This window comes from Streptococcus pluranimalium (assembly GCF_047785705.1).
Taxonomy (GTDB): domain Bacteria; phylum Bacillota; class Bacilli; order Lactobacillales; family Streptococcaceae; genus Streptococcus; species Streptococcus pluranimalium_A.
Map to the genome: position 1 here is coordinate 38,428 of NZ_JBLOJV010000010.1, position 20,936 is coordinate 59,363.

Annotated in this window: 20 protein-coding genes and 3 pseudogenes; 6 read left to right on the top strand and 17 right to left on the bottom strand. The window is 41.2% G+C overall.

What is annotated here, in order from left to right; genetic code table 11:
* Positions 1–62: 62 nt before the first annotated feature.
* Genes dnaX through udk form a run of 5 tightly spaced genes read right to left on the bottom strand, consistent with a single transcriptional unit; the run spans position 63 to position 3,922 of the window.
* Positions 63–1,727: a DNA polymerase III subunit gamma/tau gene (gene dnaX, locus ACMZ6Z_RS04205; protein ID WP_416131357.1), complete on the bottom strand. Its 1,665-nt coding sequence runs from the start codon at positions 1,725–1,727 to the stop codon at positions 63–65.
* Complete coding sequence (locus ACMZ6Z_RS04210; RefSeq protein WP_416131358.1) at positions 1,727–2,224, bottom strand: GAF domain-containing protein; 498 nt, start codon at positions 2,222–2,224, stop codon at positions 1,727–1,729. Before ACMZ6Z_RS04210 ends, dnaX begins: the two co-directional genes overlap by 1 nt.
* Positions 2,217–2,978 carry an alpha/beta fold hydrolase gene (locus ACMZ6Z_RS04215; RefSeq protein ID WP_416131359.1) on the bottom strand — a complete coding sequence of 254 codons (762 nt, stop codon included), beginning with the start codon at positions 2,976–2,978 and terminating at the stop codon, positions 2,217–2,219. The genes ACMZ6Z_RS04210 and ACMZ6Z_RS04215 overlap by 8 nt, the downstream gene beginning before the upstream one ends.
* A 31-nt stretch (positions 2,979–3,009) precedes the next feature.
* On the bottom strand, positions 3,010–3,279 hold the full coding sequence (locus ACMZ6Z_RS04220) for a DUF1294 domain-containing protein (protein ID WP_416131360.1): 270 nt from the start codon (positions 3,277–3,279) through the stop codon (positions 3,010–3,012).
* 13 nt (positions 3,280–3,292) lie between these two features.
* Positions 3,293–3,922 carry a uridine kinase gene (udk, locus tag ACMZ6Z_RS04225; RefSeq protein ID WP_416131361.1) on the bottom strand — a complete coding sequence of 210 codons (630 nt, stop codon included), beginning with the start codon at positions 3,920–3,922 and terminating at the stop codon, positions 3,293–3,295.
* Between the two features lie 94 nt (positions 3,923–4,016).
* Here udk and ACMZ6Z_RS04230 point away from each other — a divergent pair, with 94 nt between their 5' ends.
* From ACMZ6Z_RS04230 to ACMZ6Z_RS04240, 3 genes and pseudogenes are all read left to right on the top strand, one after another.
* On the top strand, positions 4,017–5,102 hold the full coding sequence (locus ACMZ6Z_RS04230; RefSeq protein ID WP_416131362.1) for a DEAD/DEAH box helicase: 1,086 nt from the start codon (positions 4,017–4,019) through the stop codon (positions 5,100–5,102).
* A gap of 325 nt (positions 5,103–5,427) precedes the next feature.
* Positions 5,428–5,936: pseudogene (locus ACMZ6Z_RS04235) on the top strand (RNA polymerase sigma factor).
* Positions 5,920–6,894, top strand: coding sequence for an anti sigma factor C-terminal domain-containing protein (locus tag ACMZ6Z_RS04240; protein ID WP_416131363.1), 975 nt, complete (start codon positions 5,920–5,922; stop codon positions 6,892–6,894). The pseudogene ACMZ6Z_RS04235 and the gene ACMZ6Z_RS04240 overlap by 17 nt, the downstream one beginning before the upstream one ends.
* A 96-nt stretch (positions 6,895–6,990) precedes the next feature.
* Here the strand turns inward: ACMZ6Z_RS04240 and ACMZ6Z_RS04245 are convergent, their stop codons facing one another.
* The 10 genes and pseudogenes from ACMZ6Z_RS04245 to ACMZ6Z_RS04290 form a co-directional block, all read right to left on the bottom strand.
* A complete protein-coding gene (locus ACMZ6Z_RS04245; protein ID WP_416131364.1) occupies positions 6,991–7,827 on the bottom strand; it encodes an amino acid ABC transporter substrate-binding protein in 837 nt (278 codons plus the stop codon).
* Between the two features lie 12 nt (positions 7,828–7,839).
* Complete coding sequence (locus ACMZ6Z_RS04250) at positions 7,840–8,472, bottom strand: amino acid ABC transporter ATP-binding protein (protein ID WP_416131365.1); 633 nt, start codon at positions 8,470–8,472, stop codon at positions 7,840–7,842.
* 127 nt (positions 8,473–8,599) lie between these two features.
* Positions 8,600–9,241 carry an amino acid ABC transporter permease gene (locus ACMZ6Z_RS04255; protein ID WP_416131366.1) on the bottom strand — a complete coding sequence of 214 codons (642 nt, stop codon included), beginning with the start codon at positions 9,239–9,241 and terminating at the stop codon, positions 8,600–8,602.
* A 169-nt stretch (positions 9,242–9,410) separates the two neighbouring features.
* Positions 9,411–9,743, bottom strand: coding sequence for a zinc ribbon domain-containing protein YjdM (locus tag ACMZ6Z_RS04260; protein ID WP_416131367.1), 333 nt, complete (start codon positions 9,741–9,743; stop codon positions 9,411–9,413).
* A gap of 114 nt (positions 9,744–9,857) precedes the next feature.
* Positions 9,858–11,201, bottom strand: a complete 1,344-nt coding sequence (gene trmFO, locus ACMZ6Z_RS04265; protein ID WP_416131368.1) for a methylenetetrahydrofolate--tRNA-(uracil(54)-C(5))-methyltransferase (FADH(2)-oxidizing) TrmFO — start codon at positions 11,199–11,201, stop codon at positions 9,858–9,860.
* Between the two features lie 94 nt (positions 11,202–11,295).
* Entirely contained in the window at positions 11,296–11,913 is a 618-nt protein-coding gene (locus tag ACMZ6Z_RS04270) for a histidine phosphatase family protein (RefSeq protein WP_416131369.1), read from the bottom strand.
* Between the two features lie 15 nt (positions 11,914–11,928).
* Positions 11,929–12,643, bottom strand: a pseudogene (locus ACMZ6Z_RS04275) (DUF3307 domain-containing protein).
* On the bottom strand, positions 12,640–13,308 hold the full coding sequence (locus tag ACMZ6Z_RS04280) for a SatD family protein (RefSeq protein WP_416131370.1): 669 nt from the start codon (positions 13,306–13,308) through the stop codon (positions 12,640–12,642). Before ACMZ6Z_RS04280 ends, ACMZ6Z_RS04275 begins: the two are co-directional and overlap by 4 nt.
* 122 nt (positions 13,309–13,430) lie before the next feature.
* The gene (locus tag ACMZ6Z_RS04285) at positions 13,431–14,423 is read right to left on the bottom strand and encodes a D-2-hydroxyacid dehydrogenase (RefSeq protein ID WP_416131371.1); all 993 of its coding nucleotides are present in this window, start codon (positions 14,421–14,423) and stop codon (positions 13,431–13,433) included.
* A gap of 137 nt (positions 14,424–14,560) precedes the next feature.
* Positions 14,561–16,483: an LPXTG cell wall anchor domain-containing protein gene (locus ACMZ6Z_RS04290; protein WP_416131372.1), complete on the bottom strand. Its 1,923-nt coding sequence runs from the start codon at positions 16,481–16,483 to the stop codon at positions 14,561–14,563.
* 231 nt (positions 16,484–16,714) lie between these two features.
* On the opposite strand from ACMZ6Z_RS04290, the gene ACMZ6Z_RS04295 reads away from it, so the two are divergent.
* Genes ACMZ6Z_RS04295 through ACMZ6Z_RS04305 form a run of 3 tightly spaced genes read left to right on the top strand, consistent with a single transcriptional unit; the run spans position 16,715 to position 18,410 of the window.
* A complete protein-coding gene (locus ACMZ6Z_RS04295) occupies positions 16,715–17,560 on the top strand; it encodes a DUF368 domain-containing protein (protein WP_416131373.1) in 846 nt (281 codons plus the stop codon).
* Positions 17,557–18,030, top strand: coding sequence for a YbaK/EbsC family protein (locus ACMZ6Z_RS04300; protein ID WP_416131374.1), 474 nt, complete (start codon positions 17,557–17,559; stop codon positions 18,028–18,030). The genes ACMZ6Z_RS04295 and ACMZ6Z_RS04300 overlap by 4 nt, the downstream gene beginning before the upstream one ends.
* Before the next feature lie 2 nt (positions 18,031–18,032).
* Positions 18,033–18,410 (top strand): YccF domain-containing protein, encoded by a 378-nt coding sequence (locus tag ACMZ6Z_RS04305; RefSeq protein ID WP_416131375.1) that lies wholly within the window; start codon positions 18,033–18,035, stop codon positions 18,408–18,410.
* A 104-nt stretch (positions 18,411–18,514) separates the two neighbouring features.
* Here ACMZ6Z_RS04305 and ACMZ6Z_RS04310 read toward each other — a convergent pair whose 3' ends face one another.
* A complete protein-coding gene (locus tag ACMZ6Z_RS04310) occupies positions 18,515–19,429 on the bottom strand; it encodes an HAD family hydrolase (protein WP_416131378.1) in 915 nt (304 codons plus the stop codon).
* A gap of 187 nt (positions 19,430–19,616) precedes the next feature.
* Positions 19,617–20,662: pseudogene (locus tag ACMZ6Z_RS04315) on the bottom strand (primase C-terminal domain-containing protein); the annotation flags it as partial.
* Positions 20,663–20,936 lie beyond the last annotated feature (274 nt).

Sequence of the window (20,936 nt, forward strand, 5' to 3'; positions counted from 1 at the left end):
AAGGATAAGACAAACAGGTCAAGACTTTTCTCTCGACCTGTTTGTGTTTTCTATTTCTTTTTTTAATCATCAAGACTGACTATTTTTTCTGCTAAGAAGGCGAACTGTTCTGGTATTGCAGGCTGGGTTTGGTCAGTGTCATCAGTAGCCTTCACTAACTTCATGCGCCTAGCAAACTCTGTACGAATGCTGTTGAAATCTGACTTAGGCACTGCCATAATATTAGGTGAGAAACCTGCTGCTTTACTCATGATATTGCCAAACATTGTGTTTAGGTCTGCTCGTTTCATGACCTGCTCAGCATTAAAAGCAGCATCAAAGGCTAAGATAGCATTGTCACTATTGGCTAGTACTGGCTCAGAACCTAGTAACAAGGCTCGATTTTGGGGAGTAATCGCCTCTAAGATTTCATCCCAAGACGACTTTAGAGCCTCAAGGTATTGGCGTGAGGTTTCAGCATTGTCTACCGTTTCCTGCATGATGGTCATGATTTTGTCACGATCAACCTTGAAACGAGAGGCTTGTTTAACAGGTTTTGTTTGAGGGCTTATGGGCTGATCAGCCTCTTGTTGTAAGGCCTCTTTTAGCTTGGTGATCTCATCTTGCATTTGCCTAAATTGCTGCCAGATATCAGCTGGTAGTGATGCTTTGGCAGAACCTTTGGCTATTTTTTCTGATAAACGAATGGTCAACATTTCAGCGTATATCTTTGGATGGGTGCCATGCTTGATTTGCTGCAAGCCTTGTGTAACCGCATCAATCATATCAAATAGGGTCTGTGAGGTCATGGCTAAATTGGCCTCAAAAATAGGACTGGCATGTGTGTTTTCTCCACCGGATTGAACAATTAGCAAATCCCTGAGATATTGTAGTAAATCTGTCACAAAACGGCTCATGCTCTTGCCTTGATCAAAAATGATTTCCAAATGCTTCAAAGCACCCGTAGTATCGCTAATCATCAAACTGTCAACATAAGCATCGAGGCTGGCAAGACTAATCGAACCTGTGATTTCCTCGGCAATATCGCGTGAAATGACTTGGTCAGTTGCTAAAGATAAGGCTTGATCCAATATGGAAAGGGCATCGCGCATGCCTCCTTCGGCACGGCGAGCGATTAGCGTTAGAGCTTCTTGATCATAAGTAACAGCTTCTTGATCTAAAATACTGGCTAGATGCTGAGAAATGTCTGCTAACCTTATGGCCTTAAACTCAAAACGTTGGACACGAGATAAGATGGTTGCTGGAATTTTATGGAGTTCAGTCGTTGCTAGGATAAAGACGACATTTTCAGTTGGCTCCTCCAATGTTTTTAAAAGAGCATTGAAAGCCCCGGTCGATAGCATGTGGACTTCGTCAATAATATAGACCTTATAAGTGGCACGACTCGGGGCATAAGTTGATTTGTCACGAATATCACGAATCTCATCAACGCCATTGTTGGAGGCGGCATCAATTTCAATGACATCTTCTAAGTTGCCTTTGGTAATATCCTGACACAAGTCACAGTCATTACAGGGCTCACCATTGACTTGGTTGGGGCAGTTCATGGCCTTGGCAAAAATTTTGGCAGCACTGGTCTTTCCCGTACCGCGAGGGCCAGAAAAAAGATAAGCATGGCTAATTTTTCCAGAAGAAACTGCTTTTTTTAAAGTGGTTGAAATAACCGTCTGTCCAACCATGTCATCAAAGCGTTGGCTACGGTATTTACGATAGAGGGCTTGGTACATTAACTTTCCACTCCAAACATTTGGAAATCAAAACGTGTCTTGTCAAGAAGAATGGCAACAAATGCCTCTAAATAGTCTTGATCCATGGCATCATAATCGTCAACAAAACTAGAATCCAAATCAAGAACACCCAGCAGTTTGCCATTTTTGACCATGGGAACGACAATTTCACTACGTGCAGCCGAGTCACAAGAAATATAATTGGCATGTTTGGTCACATCAGCCACAATCACGGTTTCTTGCGTCTCGGCAGATTCACCACAAACACCCTTACCAAGGGCAATATGGACACAAGAAACCTTCCCTTGAAAAGGTCCTAAAATCAACTCTTGACCATCAAACAGGTAAAAACCTGAAAAGACCGTATGAGGCAGAGTCTCCTTAATCATGGCAGAGGCGTTAGAGAGGTTGGCCAAAGCGTTGCTCTCATTGGCAAATAAAGCCCGAGCTTGGGCTAAGAGAATGTCGTATTGTTCTTTTTTTGTACTTTTAATCATAGTCATTATTATAACATATTTGATCCGACAATAAGAAATCTGCTATGGCCTCAGCGATTTTTTCGGGTTGATCCAGATAAAGCTGATGGCTAGCATCTGAAATAACGTGACACTTAAGGTTTGGATAAGCAGCAACAGCTTCTTTTTTGACGGCTAAGTAGTCTCTAGGCTGATCCGCTAAGAGCAGTAAGGTCTCCACTTGACTACCGCTGTTTTGATTGTCTTGCCAACTGTTTCGCCTTTTGGTCAAAAGAGCAGTCACTCTTTCTGGACTTAGGTTGAGCTGATAGCCACCTTCGCTATTTTTGATATAAGAAGCACGCACGGCCTTCTCCAAATCCTGAGTCCACTGTTTAGCCTGCTCTTTTTCTTGCTGAACAAGAAGCTCTAAGTCAGTAACCTGACAAGAGGACAAATAGGCTAGCGCATCATTGATTTCTTCTTCCAAAGATTGCTTGGAGATGTCATGAACGGCCAAGCCACCATCAAGTAAGATCAACTTATCTACCCTAGTATGATTGGCTAAATCATTCGCGATATCAGCTCCCAATGAAAAACCTGCTAAGTAAACCTTATCCTCATGACCAGTCATGTCTTGAAACCAGTCATAGCAGTTGGACAGGTTATCTGGTAGTTCAAGGTAAATCAAGTCAATCCCCAATCGAGATAAAGCTGTGGTAAAGGCCTTAGGGTAATAGGCATTTGACCCAAGACCATCAAGAAAATAACAGGTTAACATATGGCTCACTTTCATCTAAAAAACGCTAAGCAGCTGAAAAGTTGCTCTACCAAAAAAACACCAGCACTAAAACAGTCAAGCCGATACCAAGGCAAAAACTAGCCCTAAAATACCATTTTTTGGTCTTATGATGCCATAGTCTGATGCCAAACCATGCGCCAAAGCCGCCACCTAAAATAGTCACCGTTAATAAGAAAGCCTCAGAGACTCGCCACTTTTGTCGAATGGCCTGTAACTTATCATAGCCATAAACCATCATCACAACAACATTCCACACCAAAAGTAACTTTAGCAAAACCATCACGTCTTCTCTCATGGGCAATCCTAAATTACTGAGCATCCTTTAAAATGCTGGCTACCTTGGTGTTAATCAAGTCAATAGCAACAGTATTGGATACTCCTTCTGGGATGACAATGTCCGCATAACGTTTGGTTGGCTCAATAAATTGATGATACATGGGCTTAACGACACTGGTATATTGCTCAATGATGCTATCCAAACTACGACCACGCTCTTCCATATCACGCTTGATTCGGCGAATAATCCGAATATCATCATCCGTATCCACAAATAGCTTAATATCCATCAAATCTCTCAAACGCCTGTCTTCCAAAACCAAAATCCCCTCAACAATAAACACATCTTGAGGTTCTTGACGATAAGTTCTGTCACTACGGGTATGTTGCGTATAATCATAAACAGGAATATCCACAGGCCGTCCCTCGATAAGTTCATTCAACTGGTCAATCATCAAATCCGTATCAAAAGCAAGAGGATGGTCATAATTGGTCGTCACCCTTTCTTCAAAGGTCAGATGTGCCTGATCCTTGTAGTAAGAATCGTGTTCGATCATAGCAATTTTTTCATTGGTAAAATTAGCCAAAATAGCTCTGGAAACACTAGTTTTACCACCACCAGATCCACCAGTGACACCAATAATAATAGGTTTTTTACGCATTATTCGCTCCATTTGTTACAAGATTGTTAGCTATTATATCACAAATCATGCTATAATATAAAGCAAATCTACACAAAACATAAAGGAACTTTTCATGATTGAACACCTCCCAGCAAAATGGCAGGAAAAACTTGCTAGTCTTGGATTTACCAAGACAACCCCTATTCAAGATCAGCTATTTGAACCATTGTCTGCGGGCCATAATGTCCTAGGCATCAGTCCCACTGGATCTGGTAAAACCTTGGCATATCTGTGGCCACTTTTGCTTCAACTAAAGCCTAAAGCAGCACAACAACTCCTTATTCTGGCTCCAAATAGCGAATTAGCCGGTCAACTATTTGAGGTTACCAAGATTTGGGCTGAACCACTCGGTCTAACACCACAGTTGTTATTATCTGGCTCAAGTCAAAAAAGGCAAATAGAGCGTCTCAAAAAAGGCCCTGAAATCATTATCGGAACGCCAGGCCGTGTCTGTGAATTGGTCAAACTAAAAAAAGTTAAGATGATGAACATCAAGACCATCGTCCTTGATGAGTACGACGAACTCTTGAGCGACTCTCAAGCCCAATTTGTCACCAAAATTAGCCACTATGTCCCTAAAGATTATCAGATGGTTTATCTCTCTGCGACTCAAAAAATAAGCAGTGATCACTTAGCCCAAGAGACAAAAGTGATTGACCTTTCTGAGCAAGAAGAAACGTCTATTGCGCATTACTATATCAGTGTTGACAAACGCGACCGCCTTAACTTATTACGTCAATTAGCCAATATCCCTGATTTTCGTGGGCTTGCTTTTTTCAATAGCCTAGCTGACTTGGGGGCTGTTGAAGAACGCCTTCAATTTAGCGGCAGTTCTGCTGTCTCACTGGCCAGTGATGTCAATGTCAAAATGCGTAAAACCATCTTAGAGCGATTTAAGGCAAAACAGCTAAGCCTGCTATTAGCTACCGACTTAGTTGCTAGAGGCATTGATATTGATAGCCTAGAAACCGTTATCAACTTTGATATCCCTCGTGATCGTGACACGTACACACACCGAGCTGGACGGACAGGGCGTATGGGGAAAGAAGGACAAGTCATTTCACTGGTTACCCACAAAGAAGACCTGAAAAAACTCAAAAAAATGGCCAAAGTCACAGAACTACAACTCAAAAATCAAGTCTTATCACTCAAGTCTTAAAAAACAAAGCCCCTAACAAAGGACTCCCTTTATCGTAAACAGTGACAAAATAAACGTCATTGAAACCATAAAGGGAGTTTTCATATGCTCAAAACACAAGCCCTGATGTCATTCTATCAAGAGCATCATCAAATCGTACAGAACCAAACGAACAAACCTTTCCAATCAGATTGCGGAATCCTCACACTGCTAATCTAACTGTCTTCATGCCTTGGCTTAGTCTGTGATGCTGTCATTGCCCACTTGGCAAGAAAGGATTTTATCTTTAAAAATCTCATTTCTAGTGTAACCTTTTCAGATTCATTCGTTATATTAGTGTAAGGAGGTGAGACCTATTCAACTTGACTTTTTTGAAAAGGAGATTGTCGGATTTGCTCATGAAATTGTCTTTTATTTAGAGAAGTCAGGCATCAAACCTGAAGATGCCAAGGATGTGACACAAGATGTCTTATTACAAATACTTGAGAGTCACCTCGTCTTGCCAGCGGATAAAATCAGAGCCTGGATGTATCGTGTCGCTATTAGAAAATACATTGATCGTTTTCGAAGAGATCAAAAATACCTGGATATTTTACAGCAAGAGTTTTTCAAGACCGACAATGTGATTGAAAAAATCCAAATGACTTTGAGCCGCTCTATGAGGCCATGCTCAAGCCCTCTGATCGTTATCGTCTCATCATTGATCTCTATTATTTTCAAGAGTTTTCGGTGAAAGACATCTGTCACACACTATCTCTTTCAGAGAGCAACGTCAAAGTGACCCTCATGCGTGGTCGACAGCAATTAAAACAACTACTAGAAATGGAAGATTATCACTATGAAGATTTCAACTGATTTTGAAAGCATTGCCAAAAAAAGCAAACGCAAACAACTATGGAAAACTGTCGGTATCAGTATGCTGGGAGTCCTAGCTTTAGGTGGCATTTTAACCAAAACCTTGACGGAACTAACCAACTATCATGGCAACCGTGTCAAAGAAGATTATTTGCTACGCTCCCAAATCGCCTATCCCAATATCCAATACAAAAGTTGGCACTTCAATCCCACTTCCTTAACAACGGGAAACTTTGAGGCTAATCGCTTTAAGTCCATCAATGGCATCACTGTCCCTTATGAAAATTATGACGCCAATTACTCTTTATGGCAAAATGGAGACACCACTGAAGCGGACTTGATTTTTCAAGAAGATGATCATAAGCCATCCTACACGATGAAAGAGCATTACCGCTCTCCCATGTTTTACAATACCCAGTTTCAAACAGATGACAAAACCTTTAAACTCCCTAAGGAGTTGGAAATCATTAAGGACATGCCAGGACAGGCTATTGAAGTCGCAATCACGTTTGACAAACCTTATACTTATCACGAATTAAGCCAAAAACTACCTCAAAACGTGAACCTGAACTGGCTATGGATTGGAACCAAGAGCAATTTTGACGTGTCAAGTCTCTCTCCTAGTGACCAGCTAGGAATTCTAGCCAACAACTCATTATCACAGGAAGATCTCAATTTCTTTAACGCTAATTTAGAGAAAGCCATCAAGGGCAAGCTATTCAGCAAAACCTTTGGTACAACAACTGATGGCAAGCACTCCCATACTTTCAATCTAGAAGATGATGCCAAAGACTATCTCAAAGCTAATCAAACGATTGACACCGCGACTTTTAAAGGTGCGATTATCACAGGAACTGCTGAAGAGTTATCTAAACTGGCCTTGGCTGATTGGATCTTTGCAAGCAGTATTGGGCAAACAGTGACCATCCAGCCTTATCATCAGCAAGAAACCAACTAAGAAAAGACCGCAACACTGCTAATCATGCAAAAAGCAACGGCATCAAAACCGTTGCTTTTTAGGTAGGTAAGAATAAGTTTTATCTAGAAGTTGAGATTACTGTTTGACAATATCTGTTGCAACGTCTTCGCCAAACCATTTGTTAGAAATCTCTTGGAATTGACCATCCTGATAAAGTTTAGTAAAGGCTTTGTTGATCTTATCAACTAAGGTTTTATCAGACTTACGAGCACCAACGGCAAAATCTTCCCCTTTGAAACCACCTGTTACAATATTGTACTGATCAATGTCTCCTTCTTCTTGAAGGTAGTAATTAGCATAAACACGGTCAATAAGAAGACCATCAATACGGTCATTTTTCAAGTCAATCAGAGCCTGGGTAAAGGTCTCATACTGTGTGGCATCACCATCTTTGACAAAATCTTTCAACACTTCAGGATTAGCGGTAAAGGCTTCATAACCAGATGAGCCTGATTGTGCTCCTAACAGCTTGTCTTTCATGCCTTCAAAGGTGGTGATATGATTTGATTTTTTAGAAACCAAAACTTGCTCATTTTTCATGTAAGGATTGGTAAAGGCTACTTTTGATTGTCGCTCTTTAGTAACAGAGTAACCATTCCAAATCAAGTCAATGTTCCCATTTTTTAACTCTGTTTCTTTTAAATCCCAGTTGATGGGTTGCCACTTCACTGCAATACCATACTCTTTAAAGACCGCATTGGCAAGGTCGATATCAAACCCAACATTATCGCCTGACTTGTCTTTGAATCCCATCGGTACAAATGTGTTGTCAAAGCCAATGGTGATGGTTTTTTGGGTTTGATAAATTTCCCAATTATCTTTTGCAGTCGTTTTGTCTGTTTTCGCTGAGCCACAAGCTACTAAAATCAAGCTAGCTATAGCTAAGGACACAAATGTCACTAATTTTTTCATCGTCGTTTTCCTTTATGATCTAGGATTGACCTTTACAATATCATCTGCAATGTTTTCTGCAAAAGCCATATCATGAGTGACCACTATCTGGGTAATACCCGTTTCGCGGTTTTGTAAAATCAATTGCTCCACTTCTTTACGAAGTTCGGGATCCAGTGCAGATGTAGGCTCATCATAGCCAATGATCTGAGGATCTATCATCATGGCACGTGCCAAGGCGACCCTTTGTTTTTGACCACCGGATAAGGAGTGGGGATACACCTCAACATGTTCCCCCAAACCTAGTCGATTTAATAAGTCGATAGCCTTAGCCTTAGCAAGGTCGCTTGAGGTACCCATGGTTTTCATAGGTGATAAGGTTAGATTTTCCAAAACACTCATGTGTGGAAAAAGCTGAAAATCTTGAAAAACAAAGCCAAGAAGGTGACGTTCTTCAAGGTGATCAATAGGTACTTCTTCGCCCTGATAAATAATGTTGCCAGCATCAACCTTCTCCAAGCCCGCAAGCATACGAAGAAGCGTGGTTTTACCACCACCAGATGGTCCAACCAAGGCCAAAATGCGCCCTTGAGCAATGGTCAGATTAAAATGATCAAAAATAACTTTTGAGCCATAAGCTTTAGAAATATTTTGTAATGCTAACATAAAGCTACCTTTCTAAAACAATCCTAAGATTGTTTTTCGCTAAGATACTGACGATTGATGACGGTGAAGAGTGTTTTTTCCTCATTGATAAGACATCTTGGCTAGCCTAGAACTAACGACTGCTTGATTAGTGATAATAACTGTATTTTTTCTCCACTTGTTTAGCCATGATGGTCAGACCTCCAATAAGAATGAGGTAAATAGCTCCTGCAATAAACATTGGTGCTAAGGTCGCATCACGATTGGCTGCTGTCTTACTTGCCAGAAGCAAATCACCTACACCAAGGACATAAACCAAGGAAGAGTCTTTGACTAGGTTAATCACCTCGTTAAACACACTTGGTAAAACGATTTTAAAGACTTGTGGCAAGATGATATAGCGAATGGTCTGTAATGGACTAAATTTTAAAACCCTAGCCGCCTCGTATTGCCCCTTTGGAATGGCCTCGATACCCCCGCGAAAGATTTCTGCAAAATAGGCAGCATAATTCAGTGTAAAGGCTAGAATAGCCGCAGGCATCCGATCCATGGTGATACCGACACTTGGCAACACATAATAAAAGAAAATGAGCTGCAACAAGAGTGGTGTGCCGCGCATAATCCAGATATAGAGGGTAATGACCCATCCTAATAACCTGAACTTTGTCTGTATGAGAAAGGCCAGAACAGCTCCTATCGGGATAGACAATAGGATAACAACACCAAAAACTTGCAAGGTAATCACCGTACCTTGTAATAGGCTTGGCAATACCTCAGATAAATAGGCCATAACTGTCTCCAAAGAATAATTTCTCTACATTATAGCAAAATGTTAGTCATTTTAGAAGGCAGTAGGCTTAAAAATCTGCTAATGTTCGTTTAATAAGCTTTAGACATCAACAGGATACAACTGACCTCTGAGTATAAAGGGAATCACCAAAAAGGCTAGAGTATTTTGACTACAGTTTTTTGACGAATTCTGATTTCAACTTCATAGCACCAAAACCATCAATTTTACAATCGATGTTGTGGTCGCCTTCAACCAAGCGGATATTTTTAACGCGAGTCCCTTGTTTGATATCCTTAGGAGCTCCTTTGACTTTTAGGTCTTTGATGACTGTTACAGTGTCCCCGTCCGCAAGGCGGGTTCCATTACTATCTTTGACGACTAAGCCTTCTTCCTCACTCACTTCACTTGGTGACCATTCGTAGGCGCACTCAGGGCAGACGAGCAAAGTTCCATCTTCATAGACATACTCTGAATAACATGTTGGGCAATCTGGTATTGACATCTTATCTCCTTAAAAAAATAATTGTTTCTATTTTACTTTAGAATCCTTGATTTAGCAAGCCTTGATTTGGCAACCAAGAACCTCTCTACTTGGATATTAAAAGTAGTGCTATGACTAGAGGGATCGGTAGGGTTCAATAGCTTCTAAAGCACGCTCAGCAATGGCTTCGTAACGGGCTTTTTTATCACGAATACGTGGGCCGTCAAGTTCTTTAATAATGCCAAAATTAACATTCATCGGTTGGAAGTGCTTACTCTCTGCGTGGGTAATATAATAAGGAAGGCTACCAATGGCTGTTGTCCGTGGGAAAATCACTGCTTCTTCTTCCTTGAAGCGTTTAACAGCATTGATACCAGCCACTAAGCCAGCTGCAGCTGATTCCACATACCCTTCCACTCCAGTCATTTGACCAGCAAAAAAGAGATTTGGATTGCGACGCGATTGAAGGCTCTGATGAAGAAGGTTGGGCGAATCCATGTAGGAATTACGATGCATGACGCCATAACGGACAAAGGTTGCATTTTCTAGTCCTGGAATCATTTGGAAAACACGCTTTTGCTCGCCCCACTTGAGATGGGTTTGGAAACCAACGATATTGTAAAGGCTACCAGCTGCGTTGTCTTGGCGCAGTTGAACAACAGCATAAGGCGTCTTAAAGTCACCATCTCGTGGACCTTCATAGTCATCAGGGTATTCCAAGCCAACTGGTTTCATTGGCCCATAAAGCATGGTTTTAACCCCGCGTTTAGCCATGACCTCAATCGGCATACAGGCTTCAAAATATTTTTCTTTTTCAAAGGCATTCAGTGGCGCCTCTTCTGCTGTTGTTAAGGCTTCATGAAAAGCTAAAAATTCTGCCTTAGTCATGGGACAATTCAGATAAGCTGCTTCTCCCTTGTCATAGCGAGATTTAAGGTAAACCTTGCCCATATCAATAGTTGATTTGTCAACGATTGGCGCAGCAGCATCATAGAAATAAAAACCATCACCACCATTGAGATTATGGATTTTGTCAGCAAGGGCATCTGATGTCAAAGGACCTGTTGCAATAACCGTAATGGCATCTGTTGGAATATCTGTCACCTCATCACGAATCACCTCAATCAAAGGATGTGCCTCTAACTCCGCTGTCACTGACTGTGAAAAACCATCACGGTCAACCGCCATAGCACCACCAGCAGGCACACGACTCGCTTCTCCTTGGCGCATGATGATAGAATCCAAACGTCGCATTTCTTCCTTTAAAAGCCCCACAGCATTGGTTAAAGAATCTCCACGAAAAGAATTAGAGCAGACCAACTCTGCAAAGTCGTTGGTTTTATGTTGAGGCGTCGGTTTGACACCACGCATTTCATACAGTTTAACAGGGATACCACGTTTGGCGATCTGATAAGCCGCTTCAGAACCAGCCAAACCAGCTCCAATCACGTTAATATAAGGTGCTTTAGATTGAGACAAGAACGAATACCTCTTTGGAAATGATGTGACACACTTCCACAAATCTTTCTATTTTATTGAATCTCTAGTATACCATTTTTTACGAAAACTATCTTTAATCATTCTCCAATTGAGATAAATCACTGACTTGTTTGATAATATGCTTTCCTTTTTTATCGACATACATGTACGAAATTCCACCGGCGTATCCAAAAATATCTGCTTGATTTAAAAATTCAACTGACAAATTCAAGAACATAGCATTCCAAACAGCTAGTAAATCGCCGTGAGAGACGATTATAATCCATTCTTCCTCTGCTTGCATAATAGAATGATAGGTAGGAATCAGTCTTTCCCACACATCTCTTCTGCTTTCAGCATCTGAAAATAGTTGATCATCAATTGTGAACTCTTCTTTCTCCATATTTTCTTTCAACCATTTAACTGATTTCCCACAGCATTTTCCTAAATTTCTTTCACGGAGACTTTTTAAATACATAGGTTTCACGTCGAATGATTTTTCAATAATCTGGGTAGTTTCTTTGGTTCGTTTTAAATCTGAGCTATAAATAGCAAGTGAACAATCAGACGGAATGACTTCACTCAAATGATTGGCTATAGCTTGTGCCTGGCTCAATCCTTTTTCAGTTAGGTGCCAATCTGTCCAAGAGCCAACCATACCATTGACATGGTGTTGCGATTGGGGATGCTGGACGGTAATAATATATTTCATCGTTTTCTCCTTGTATTATAACAAACAAATCCAAGCCGCAACTAGCACACTTAAAATGCTAAAGAGGGAGCCAATCAGATAATATTCCGCAAAGGCTGGGTTTTCAGAAATTTTATTGTAGCGGGCGATGGATTTTGCGGTAAAAACAAGCCCAATAGAAGTAAATTGACTAAAGCTAATAACAGATACCAATGATCATTCTCTCTAGAAAACCTATGGCTGCTCCAGCCCCTGAAATCGTGTCCATCTTGTTATCCTCTTCTGGTTGGTATTTCTGGAAAAATATTCGAAAGGCAATATTGGTTGGCTTGGTAATCAAGACTAAAAAGAGAATCATATTCAGCCAGTTTGGGTCAAGCCAAACTGGAATCGGTATATTGCTAACAAATTGACTGAGAAAGACAATAACAACAAGATGAAGTGCTTGATCCAGTAAAAAACTCCGCTGACGATTCAAATGAAGGACCTCTGCTATTTTCCCTTTAAAGACATCTAACAGCGCGTGGCTTAAAAAAACAAGGGCAAGAACCCACCAGATTCGGTATTGAAGGAATACTACAAACAGCAAAGGCAGGGCCACTCCTACAAGATGTCGTAGTAGAAAACGTCGGTTCTGCCCTTTTTTATCTGCTACTTCTTTACTTTGCAAGTGAAAGTCAGAAAGAAAGTGACAAATTAGAAGTAAGGTCAGAATCGGAATTTTAGTTAACATGTGAGACAATTCCATCATTCTTTTTCCTCCATAACATTCTCTAAAATGAGTTCCAAAGTAGCTTGGCGTAAGCGTAAATAAACCTTGATACTGCTACTTTTCAGCCGTTTTGAAAGAGCACTAGCATTTAGCTGTAACATTTCTCCCAGCGCTTGTTGATCAAAATGTTCCTGATAGACATTCATTTCCAATAAACTCGTCAAAACCTCTTGTTGACTAGCTCTCCAATCTGCTTTAATAGCATCACCCGCTGAAATCAGAGCGTTGAGCTGAGCTGTTTTAGCCGAGTTGCCAACCTCAATCGCAAGAGAAGTATTTCCATAGTCATTCTTTTGATGGACAAACTGAATAGCTTCTCGCGCGTGCCAATAGGCTGGACCATCTGCGCCAATACTTAAGTCTGGATTAATATCCGTTAAAATATTTCCCAGTCCAATCCCAAATCGAACATTGTAGGGAAATAATGATTGACAAATATCATCGATTAAATGAAATAGGGGAGCTTCGATTGCCAGTAAACCTTGAAATTCATCTCCTAAGGTAATCGAAAATTTAGAAATAATCACTTCTTGATACTTATGATTAATATCACTCAGACAATTTTCTAATACTTTTTGTGCCTGATATCTGTTTTTAATAGATTTTGAATCAACAAAATCACCTATAATAGCAAAATATGGCATGACTGCCTCCTTTTAAGTCCATTATAATAGACTAATCAGATAAAGTCCATTATAATAGACAATTTCTAAAAAGGCTGTTTTAATGGACTTTGTTAAAGATTTTTTACATAACTAAAATCATGTCAATTAACTCGATTTTGAGTGTCTCCTGTTTCAATAACTTCTTTCGTTGCATTCAGGCCTCCTTCGACCAGATTTTTGACGGCTTCATCTGTGTAAAAGGCTGTGTGAGGAGTGTAGAGCACCTTATCATGTGAGATTAAGGCTTTAAATAAGTCATCTTCGATAGTCTTGCCCGTCCAATCTTTGGTGACGTAAGGACCTTCTTCCTCGTAGGTGTCAATCCCCGCTGCTGCTAATTGCCCACTATCCAACGCCTCCAATAAAGCTGCCGTATCAACCAAGACACCGCGCGCCATGTTCATAAAGATAGCGCCTTTTTTAAACATGGCAAACATTTCCGCGTTGAATTGATGATAGTTATCCTCTGACGGATACATATGGAGGGTGACAATATCAGCTTCTTTAACAGCTGCCTCTACCGACTCTTTGTAGTCGACAATATCAGGTATCCGATGATCAGGATCAATCTCATAACCCACGATATAGCAACCAAAGCCTTTGAAAATCTTAGCAACGATTTTACCGATTCGTCCAATACCGATAATAGCCACTGTCATATCACCTAAAACACGCCCACGAATCCCTGGTTGCCACGAAAAATTCTGCTCTTGAACCTGCTGCCTGATGACCTCCAACTGTCGTACTAGCGTCATGGCAATCATAACGGTGTATTCTGCGATGGATTCTGGCGAATAAGAGGGGACATTAGAGACGATAAGGCCTTTATCACTAGCCAACTGCAGGTCGTACATGTCGTAGCCGGCGCTACGCTGTGCAATCTGCTTGATGCCAAACTCCGACAGTCGATCGTAGACCTCCCTATCCAAGGGAAAGACCTGAGAGTTGCTGACACCGTCAAAGCCCTTGGCTTCCTCAACCGTTTCCTTGGTCAAGGGCTTATCAGTCATGGCAATACTAACCCCTTGAGCTTTAGCCCAAGCTGTCGCGATGGGGCGCTCCTCGTCTCGAATGCCGTAAACTTTAATCTTCATTTTCTGAACCTCCTGAAAGACTTTATGCTTTAGGATAGCATAATTCTGTGATCATGACTAGCGCTTTGGTAAAGCTCGCTCAGGCTTTCTCCCATGCAAAAGAGACCAGGAAGCCCAGTCTCATTTTTAGTTAAGATTTAGTTTTTTTGGCGTTTGATGACCATGGCCGCTGCGCCTATTAGGAAGCTACCCATCAAACTCATGGCGAGTCCTGTGTGTGAGCCTGTGTTTGGTAGGGTTTTGGCTTTGGAAACATCTGTCTGACCAAGTGCCGTTGGGGCTTGGTAGGTTTGCTCAGCTTTAGCTGCGGCCTTTTGATTACCAAGGGTCACTTCTGGCTTGTCAGCCTTTAGAGATGAGGTGACTGATGCGGTTTGCGTCACTTGGTTAGGTTGCTTAGGTTGGTTGATTGAGGCCACTGATTTAACTGGCTTAGTTGCTGTTGTGCTAGTGACTGTTGGTCTTGTGGTGTTGCTTGTCGCCTTGGTTTTGTAGACAAGAGCGTACTGGCTAAAATGGGGTGCTTCAAAGACAACCACTTTTTGCTGACGACCGTCAATAGTCATGGTTTTCTCAGAAAAAGCTAGGCTTACTTTTTGCGTATCATTTGGCAGGTAAATAACCTCTGCTACAGTTTTACCAGCATCAGCCGGAATCGTCACGGTCGCAGGCTTGGTGATGTCTAAATCCTTAGCCTCCTTATCAACGACTTTAATATCAAACAAGTCAAAGTCTAAGTGACGCAAGGCTTGTGGAACGCTCGCTGATGACGGCTCAACATGCTGGATTTTTAGCCCTGCCGCATCGATGGTTTCGCCTGCGCCCAAAGTCACCTTGATGCCTGTTTTAGGATCGGTTAACTCTTTCTTAACAGCCTTATCGTTTTCAGGTTGAGGAGCTGGCACTGTCGGTTGCGGAGTTGAAACCGTTGGGTTAGTAACTACTGGTGGGGCTGGGGTAGGAGATGGAGTGGTCGCTGCTGTGCTTGGCTCTACTGGTTTTGGTGTAGGCACTGTCGGTGGTGGAGTTGGAACAGCTGGGTTAGTAACTGCTGTTGAGGCGGATACTTTTTTATCTTTAGCAAAGTAGATGACTTTGGCGATGATCTTTTTGTCATGATGGTCTATCGCATAATCCACAAAGCGGTATTTATTGGCATACTGTTCGAGGTTTGTGGCAGTGGTATCACCCGATTTTTTATCAAGGAACTCGAAGATAGGCTGTTTTTTCTCATCTGAGTTTCTGCCATCATAATAAAGAAAGTTTTTTATTGTCCCATCTTCCCTTAATCTAGTATCAAATAAAACACTAGCAGGAGGATTGCCATAATACCAAGTTTCAGTCACTGGATAGGGAAATTGAGCTCTTATATCCTCCACATCAAATGTTCTAAAACGCAAACTTTTTTGAGTCCGTGGCTTATAGTAAACAATTTGTTCTGTGGTTTGGGTACTAGGGTCATTGACATAGGACTTGGCTTTGTCAGGGTCTACGATGAGATGTTTGTCAAATTCATTGAATGGTTCTATAGTCATATCAATAGAATATCCTGCAACATTAAAGCGTGCTGGTATGGTTCTCATACTAATACTAAAACGCTCAGTATAATTAGGATTGGTTATGAGTGCTGGATAATTGTCCCCAGCATTCTCAAAGTAGTGATAATCTGGAGAAACCACAGCATTTCCCGAATCATCTTTTGTCAGTCGTATCTCGTCAAATGGGTCTGTTCCGACTGTTGTCGTAATGGTGTATTCTGGCTTATCAGTGATGGTCTTTTTTTCTGCTTGTTCGAGCGTTGTGATCAGATTAGGAGATAAGCTGGTTGTACTAATAACGTTTTGGAATCGTGATGCAGCTGCTGCTAATACAGGACTAGCAGCTCTTGTAAACTGACTAGGGGATGAGGATGAGTCGGTCCCAGTTTGGGTTGTTTCAGCAGTACTTGCGACGGCTTCGTCAGCGTGTACTGTATGAAGGTCAGTCGTTGCTAAGCTGACACTTGCCAAGGCAAGGGCAGATAGAAGGGTGATGCGTTTTGAGAGATGCTGTTTTGTCATAGTGTCTCCATTTCTTGCTTTTGAAATCTTTACTTTGTATTTGGGTATACATCATTTATTATCCCCCCCCCCCCCCCCCGATTTGTCAAGTATTTTGCTCGGTTTTTTGATTTTTTTTTTGAGCATGTGACGATGTGAGCATCCAGTCGCTGATCATGGTTATCCACAGCTAGCATTAGGAGAGAAAAATGGTATAATCTAAGACAATACTATTTTATTTTGGAGGCATCTATGTTTGCATGGCTTGGCCGTTTGGCTAAAGGGATCATTATTGCTCTGGGCTTTATTCTCCCAGGTGTTTCTGGTGGGGTTTTAGCATCTATCTTAGGACTCTACCAAAAAATCATTGCTTTTCTGGCACACCCAACCAAAGATTTCAGAAGCAATCTGCTCTTCTTTTTACCCGTCGGTATTGGAGGCATTCTTGGGATTGCGCTTTTTTCAGCCCCTCTCGAGTGGCTACTAGCCCATTATCAGGTCGTGACCCTCTGGGCATTTACAGGTGCTATCGTGGGGACACTACCGACCCTATGGCAGGAAGCAGCCCTAGAGGACGGTCGTGATATCCTTGATTGGGTGATATTAATCCTGACCTTTCTGATTTCTGGCTTAGTCCTTTTCTTCCTCAACGACTTGGTGGGAACCATTCCAGCTGGTTTTGCCAGCTTCATCTTAGCTGGCGCTCTCATCGCTCTTGGCATTCTCGTCCCAGGACTTAGCCCATCTAACCTTCTTCTGATCATGGGCCTCTATAGCCCAATGCTGGCAGGATTTAAAACCCTCAACCTCGTCGGTGTCTTTCTACCAATCGCTATCGGTGGCGCTCTTACGATGATTTTATTCTCAAAAGTGATGGACCATGCCCTAGCCCATCACCACTCCAGAGTCTATCACGGTATCTTAGGCTTGGTCACGTCAAGCACCCTTTTGATTGTCTTGCCAAATCCTCGTTCTGTGGAAAGCATCTCCTACGCAGGTGTGGGACTGGGTACCCTCATTAGCTCTGTGATTTTATTGATAGCGGGGATTGCTCTAGGTGTCTGGATGAGCCGCCTTGAAGGGAAATATAAACAATGAGCAAGACCACCAAAACGAAAAAAACGCTCGTCAATCAAATCCTTGATAAGGCTGGCATTGAGCACGACAGTCTAGTCGTCAATGCCAAAACAGGTCAGCTACCTGAGACTATCAAGAAAGAAGACATCTTTAAAACATTGGCCCTAATGGGAGATAGGACCGGTCCAATCATTGGGATAATCCCCATCACAGAGCATTTAGCTGAAAAGAAACTCGCTCGCATCTCTGGCAATAAAAAAGTGTCTATGATTCCACAAAAAGACCTCAAAAAAACGACAGGCTATGTTCACGGTGCCAACAACCCTGTCGGTATTCGTCAGAAACATGCTTTTCCGATTGTCATTGATGAAGCTGCTCTTGAAAAAGGCTTCATGATTGTTTCCAGTGGGGAAGTGGGGCGATCGATTCGGATCAATAGTCAAGCATTAGCTGACTTCGTTCAGGCAACATTCGCAGATATTAAGGAGTAATCATGTCATCTATTGGAAATTTTATTTGGTTTATTTTTGCAGGTTTTTGGTCATTTATCACTTGGTCTATCGCTGGGATCATTCTTTGCATCAGCCTTATCGGTATCCCGCTGGGGCTGCAATGTTTCAAAATTGCTAGTTTTGGTCTTTTCCCATTTGGCAAAGAAGTCGTTATCTCATCCAGCAGTGCGAGCCTCTTGCTTAACATCATCTGGATCGTTCTCATTGGCTGGGAGCTGGCTCTTGTTCATTTCATATCAGCCCTATTTCTATGTTTAACCATCGTTGGTATCCCTTTTGCTAAGCAGTCGTTGAAGCTGACACAGCTTTGTTTATTCCCCTTTGGCGTCACCATCATTAAGACAAACTCACCATACTAAGTCTTTAAACAACAAAAAAGCATCGTCTCAGGTCATTAAAAACCTAAGACGATGCTTTTTTGATTCAAAGAGTTGCTAGATGTTCGCTTAATGAGTTTTTTGGATCAAAACATTGCGTCATTGGCGTATTTCATCCGCAAGATTTTCTCTTGCTGAGCATCCAAGCGCAGTAAGATAACTACCTTATCAATGCTCATATTACTCTCTAACAATCGCTCTGCTGCCATCATCAAGCCATTATTGAGCCCCATCTCAAGGATGGGATTTTTCTTATCATTGACATCAAAGATAAACTTATTGTCTGGCAAGTCAAAAAGCACCTTGACCGCACCATACAGTTGCTCAAAATTATCAATGGCAATGTCATAAACAGGTTTTGTCCCAGGCTTCAAGGTCCGCCCGCGGTGATTGAACCACATGGCATGCCAACCACCATTTTTAGCCCCCATCACATCATTGTCATAAGAATCTCCAACATAAAGCGTCGTTGAAGGACGCATGTCAAACTGCTCTGCTGCTAGGTTAAAAATCTCTTTCTCTGGCTTTTGAAAACCAGTTGCCTGACTAACAATCACACGCTTGGGATCAACATAATCATAAAGCCCTAGCTTTTTGACCTTTTTGAGCTGATGCTCTGTCGGACCGTTAGTGATAATCCCGATCGGTACGTTTTTAGACTTTAAAAAATCAAGGGTCATCCGCATCTCATCCAGCATGGTGATCTGGTCCAACTCGTGCTCATAGATTTCTTGAAAACGTTCTCCCTCAGCCTTATCAATCTCACGATAACCAAACGCCATCAAGGTCTCTTTACAACGCCAAAAACGAAAATAGGCAGTTGTCCACTCTCCAGCCATGACCCGTGGAAATCCGATGTCCGAATAATGCCTAAAACGAATATAGGCTTGGTTAATCTGACTCATCTCAAAGTCAGGAAAAGACTTTTCCATGGCCAAGCGATAAGGGGCTTGCTGATCATAAATGGTATCATCAACATCAAAAACAATGGCGGTTATCATGACGACTAAATCCTTTTTCTCTTTTTTCTTCGAACCTGTATTCACCAGTCAAGTGCTAAAGGGTTATTGCAGGTGCTTACTCTCAACAATCAATAAACGTGATCCCCTCGTTCAGATTGATTTTCTTGAGTATTGATCTTATAGATTATACCATTTCCTAGTTTTTTTATCTAATCCCATTTCAACCTTGACGAATAAATAAATCTTTAGCTGTTAAATCAGGATTAACCCAGGTATGACATAAAATTTTTATAAAGTCACGACTTGCAGCTTCATATTTACCTGAATAAGCACTCGAGATTGACTTTTTAAGTTCAGACTTCTTCAATGGGATATCCAGTTCATCATTAAAAGAACTAAGTTCCAGCATACACTTATCCTGAGCAATTCCTGAAGAAAAATTGGTCAAAGATAAAGTAAAAATAACATTATTTCGTCCCATAAGAGCCTTCTGACCACGGATTTTAGAGGTGTTCTTAAGAAGATGATACCAGGGCTCATCAATTTGCTTTTGTCCTTCTGTTCCAGATAGCACTACTAAATTTGGCTTTTTAGCGTATTCTAAATCATCTTGCTGCATGGACCAGTTAAACCATTCAGCAAATGTGTAGATATTGTTTTTATCAAAATACTCAATGTTCTCTCCAACAGGCATCCGAGCAATTCCGAAGTGGTTACAAGTCATATCGACAGGTAAATCCTTTTTGAAATGCTCCCTGATGTTCTGAGAAATCATCTTAGCAACATTTACAACCTTAAAACCACTCGTCGATGTTACATAAGCAGCATCCTTCAGAACAAAATAGACTTGATAGCCATTGTCAGTTTTCAAAATTAAGGTTGGCATAAATCCTAAATCCAAGGCTGAAACTAAAATATCGCTATAATTAAACGTTTCTCTTTGATTTTTGATGTCAAAATCAATGTAAAATGTATTGATTTGTCGAAGATTATTTTCACTGTGACCTTGAGTAATACGAGGTTTAGTTTGAGTGTATGTCCCGTAACGATAGACATTAGGAGTCCAATGAGTAAACGTAGCTTGATTCTCTTCCACTACTTCTAGAGAAGTAAGAACAATCTCTCGATCTCCAATCATATTTTTCTTGTTACGATAACCCAAAATAGCCCCTTTTGTTCCTCAGAAGAAGTGTTTTGATGTTTGCTATTTTTGAATTTAAAGTTTCTGAGACCATCTTTCAGAATCATTTGATGAATCTTTTGGATATCCATTTACTCCTCCTTCCGTCGAAAATACAAAAAGATACCAACTTTCGCTGATAACTTACACTTTTAAACTCAACTACTTGATTTTTTCAAAAAATCTTAGTACACTTTATTAAGTCATTTCATTTATCACAATTTTGTGTTATAATGAAATCAAATAAGAAATTGTACTAGAAGTAGTTTCGTTTGATAGGGTGGCTATCAACGAGGCTCCTGGAAAAATGTTTGATGACATTTTTCTGGGCTAGTGTCTTTTTATTTTTCTTTGATGTTAACTGAA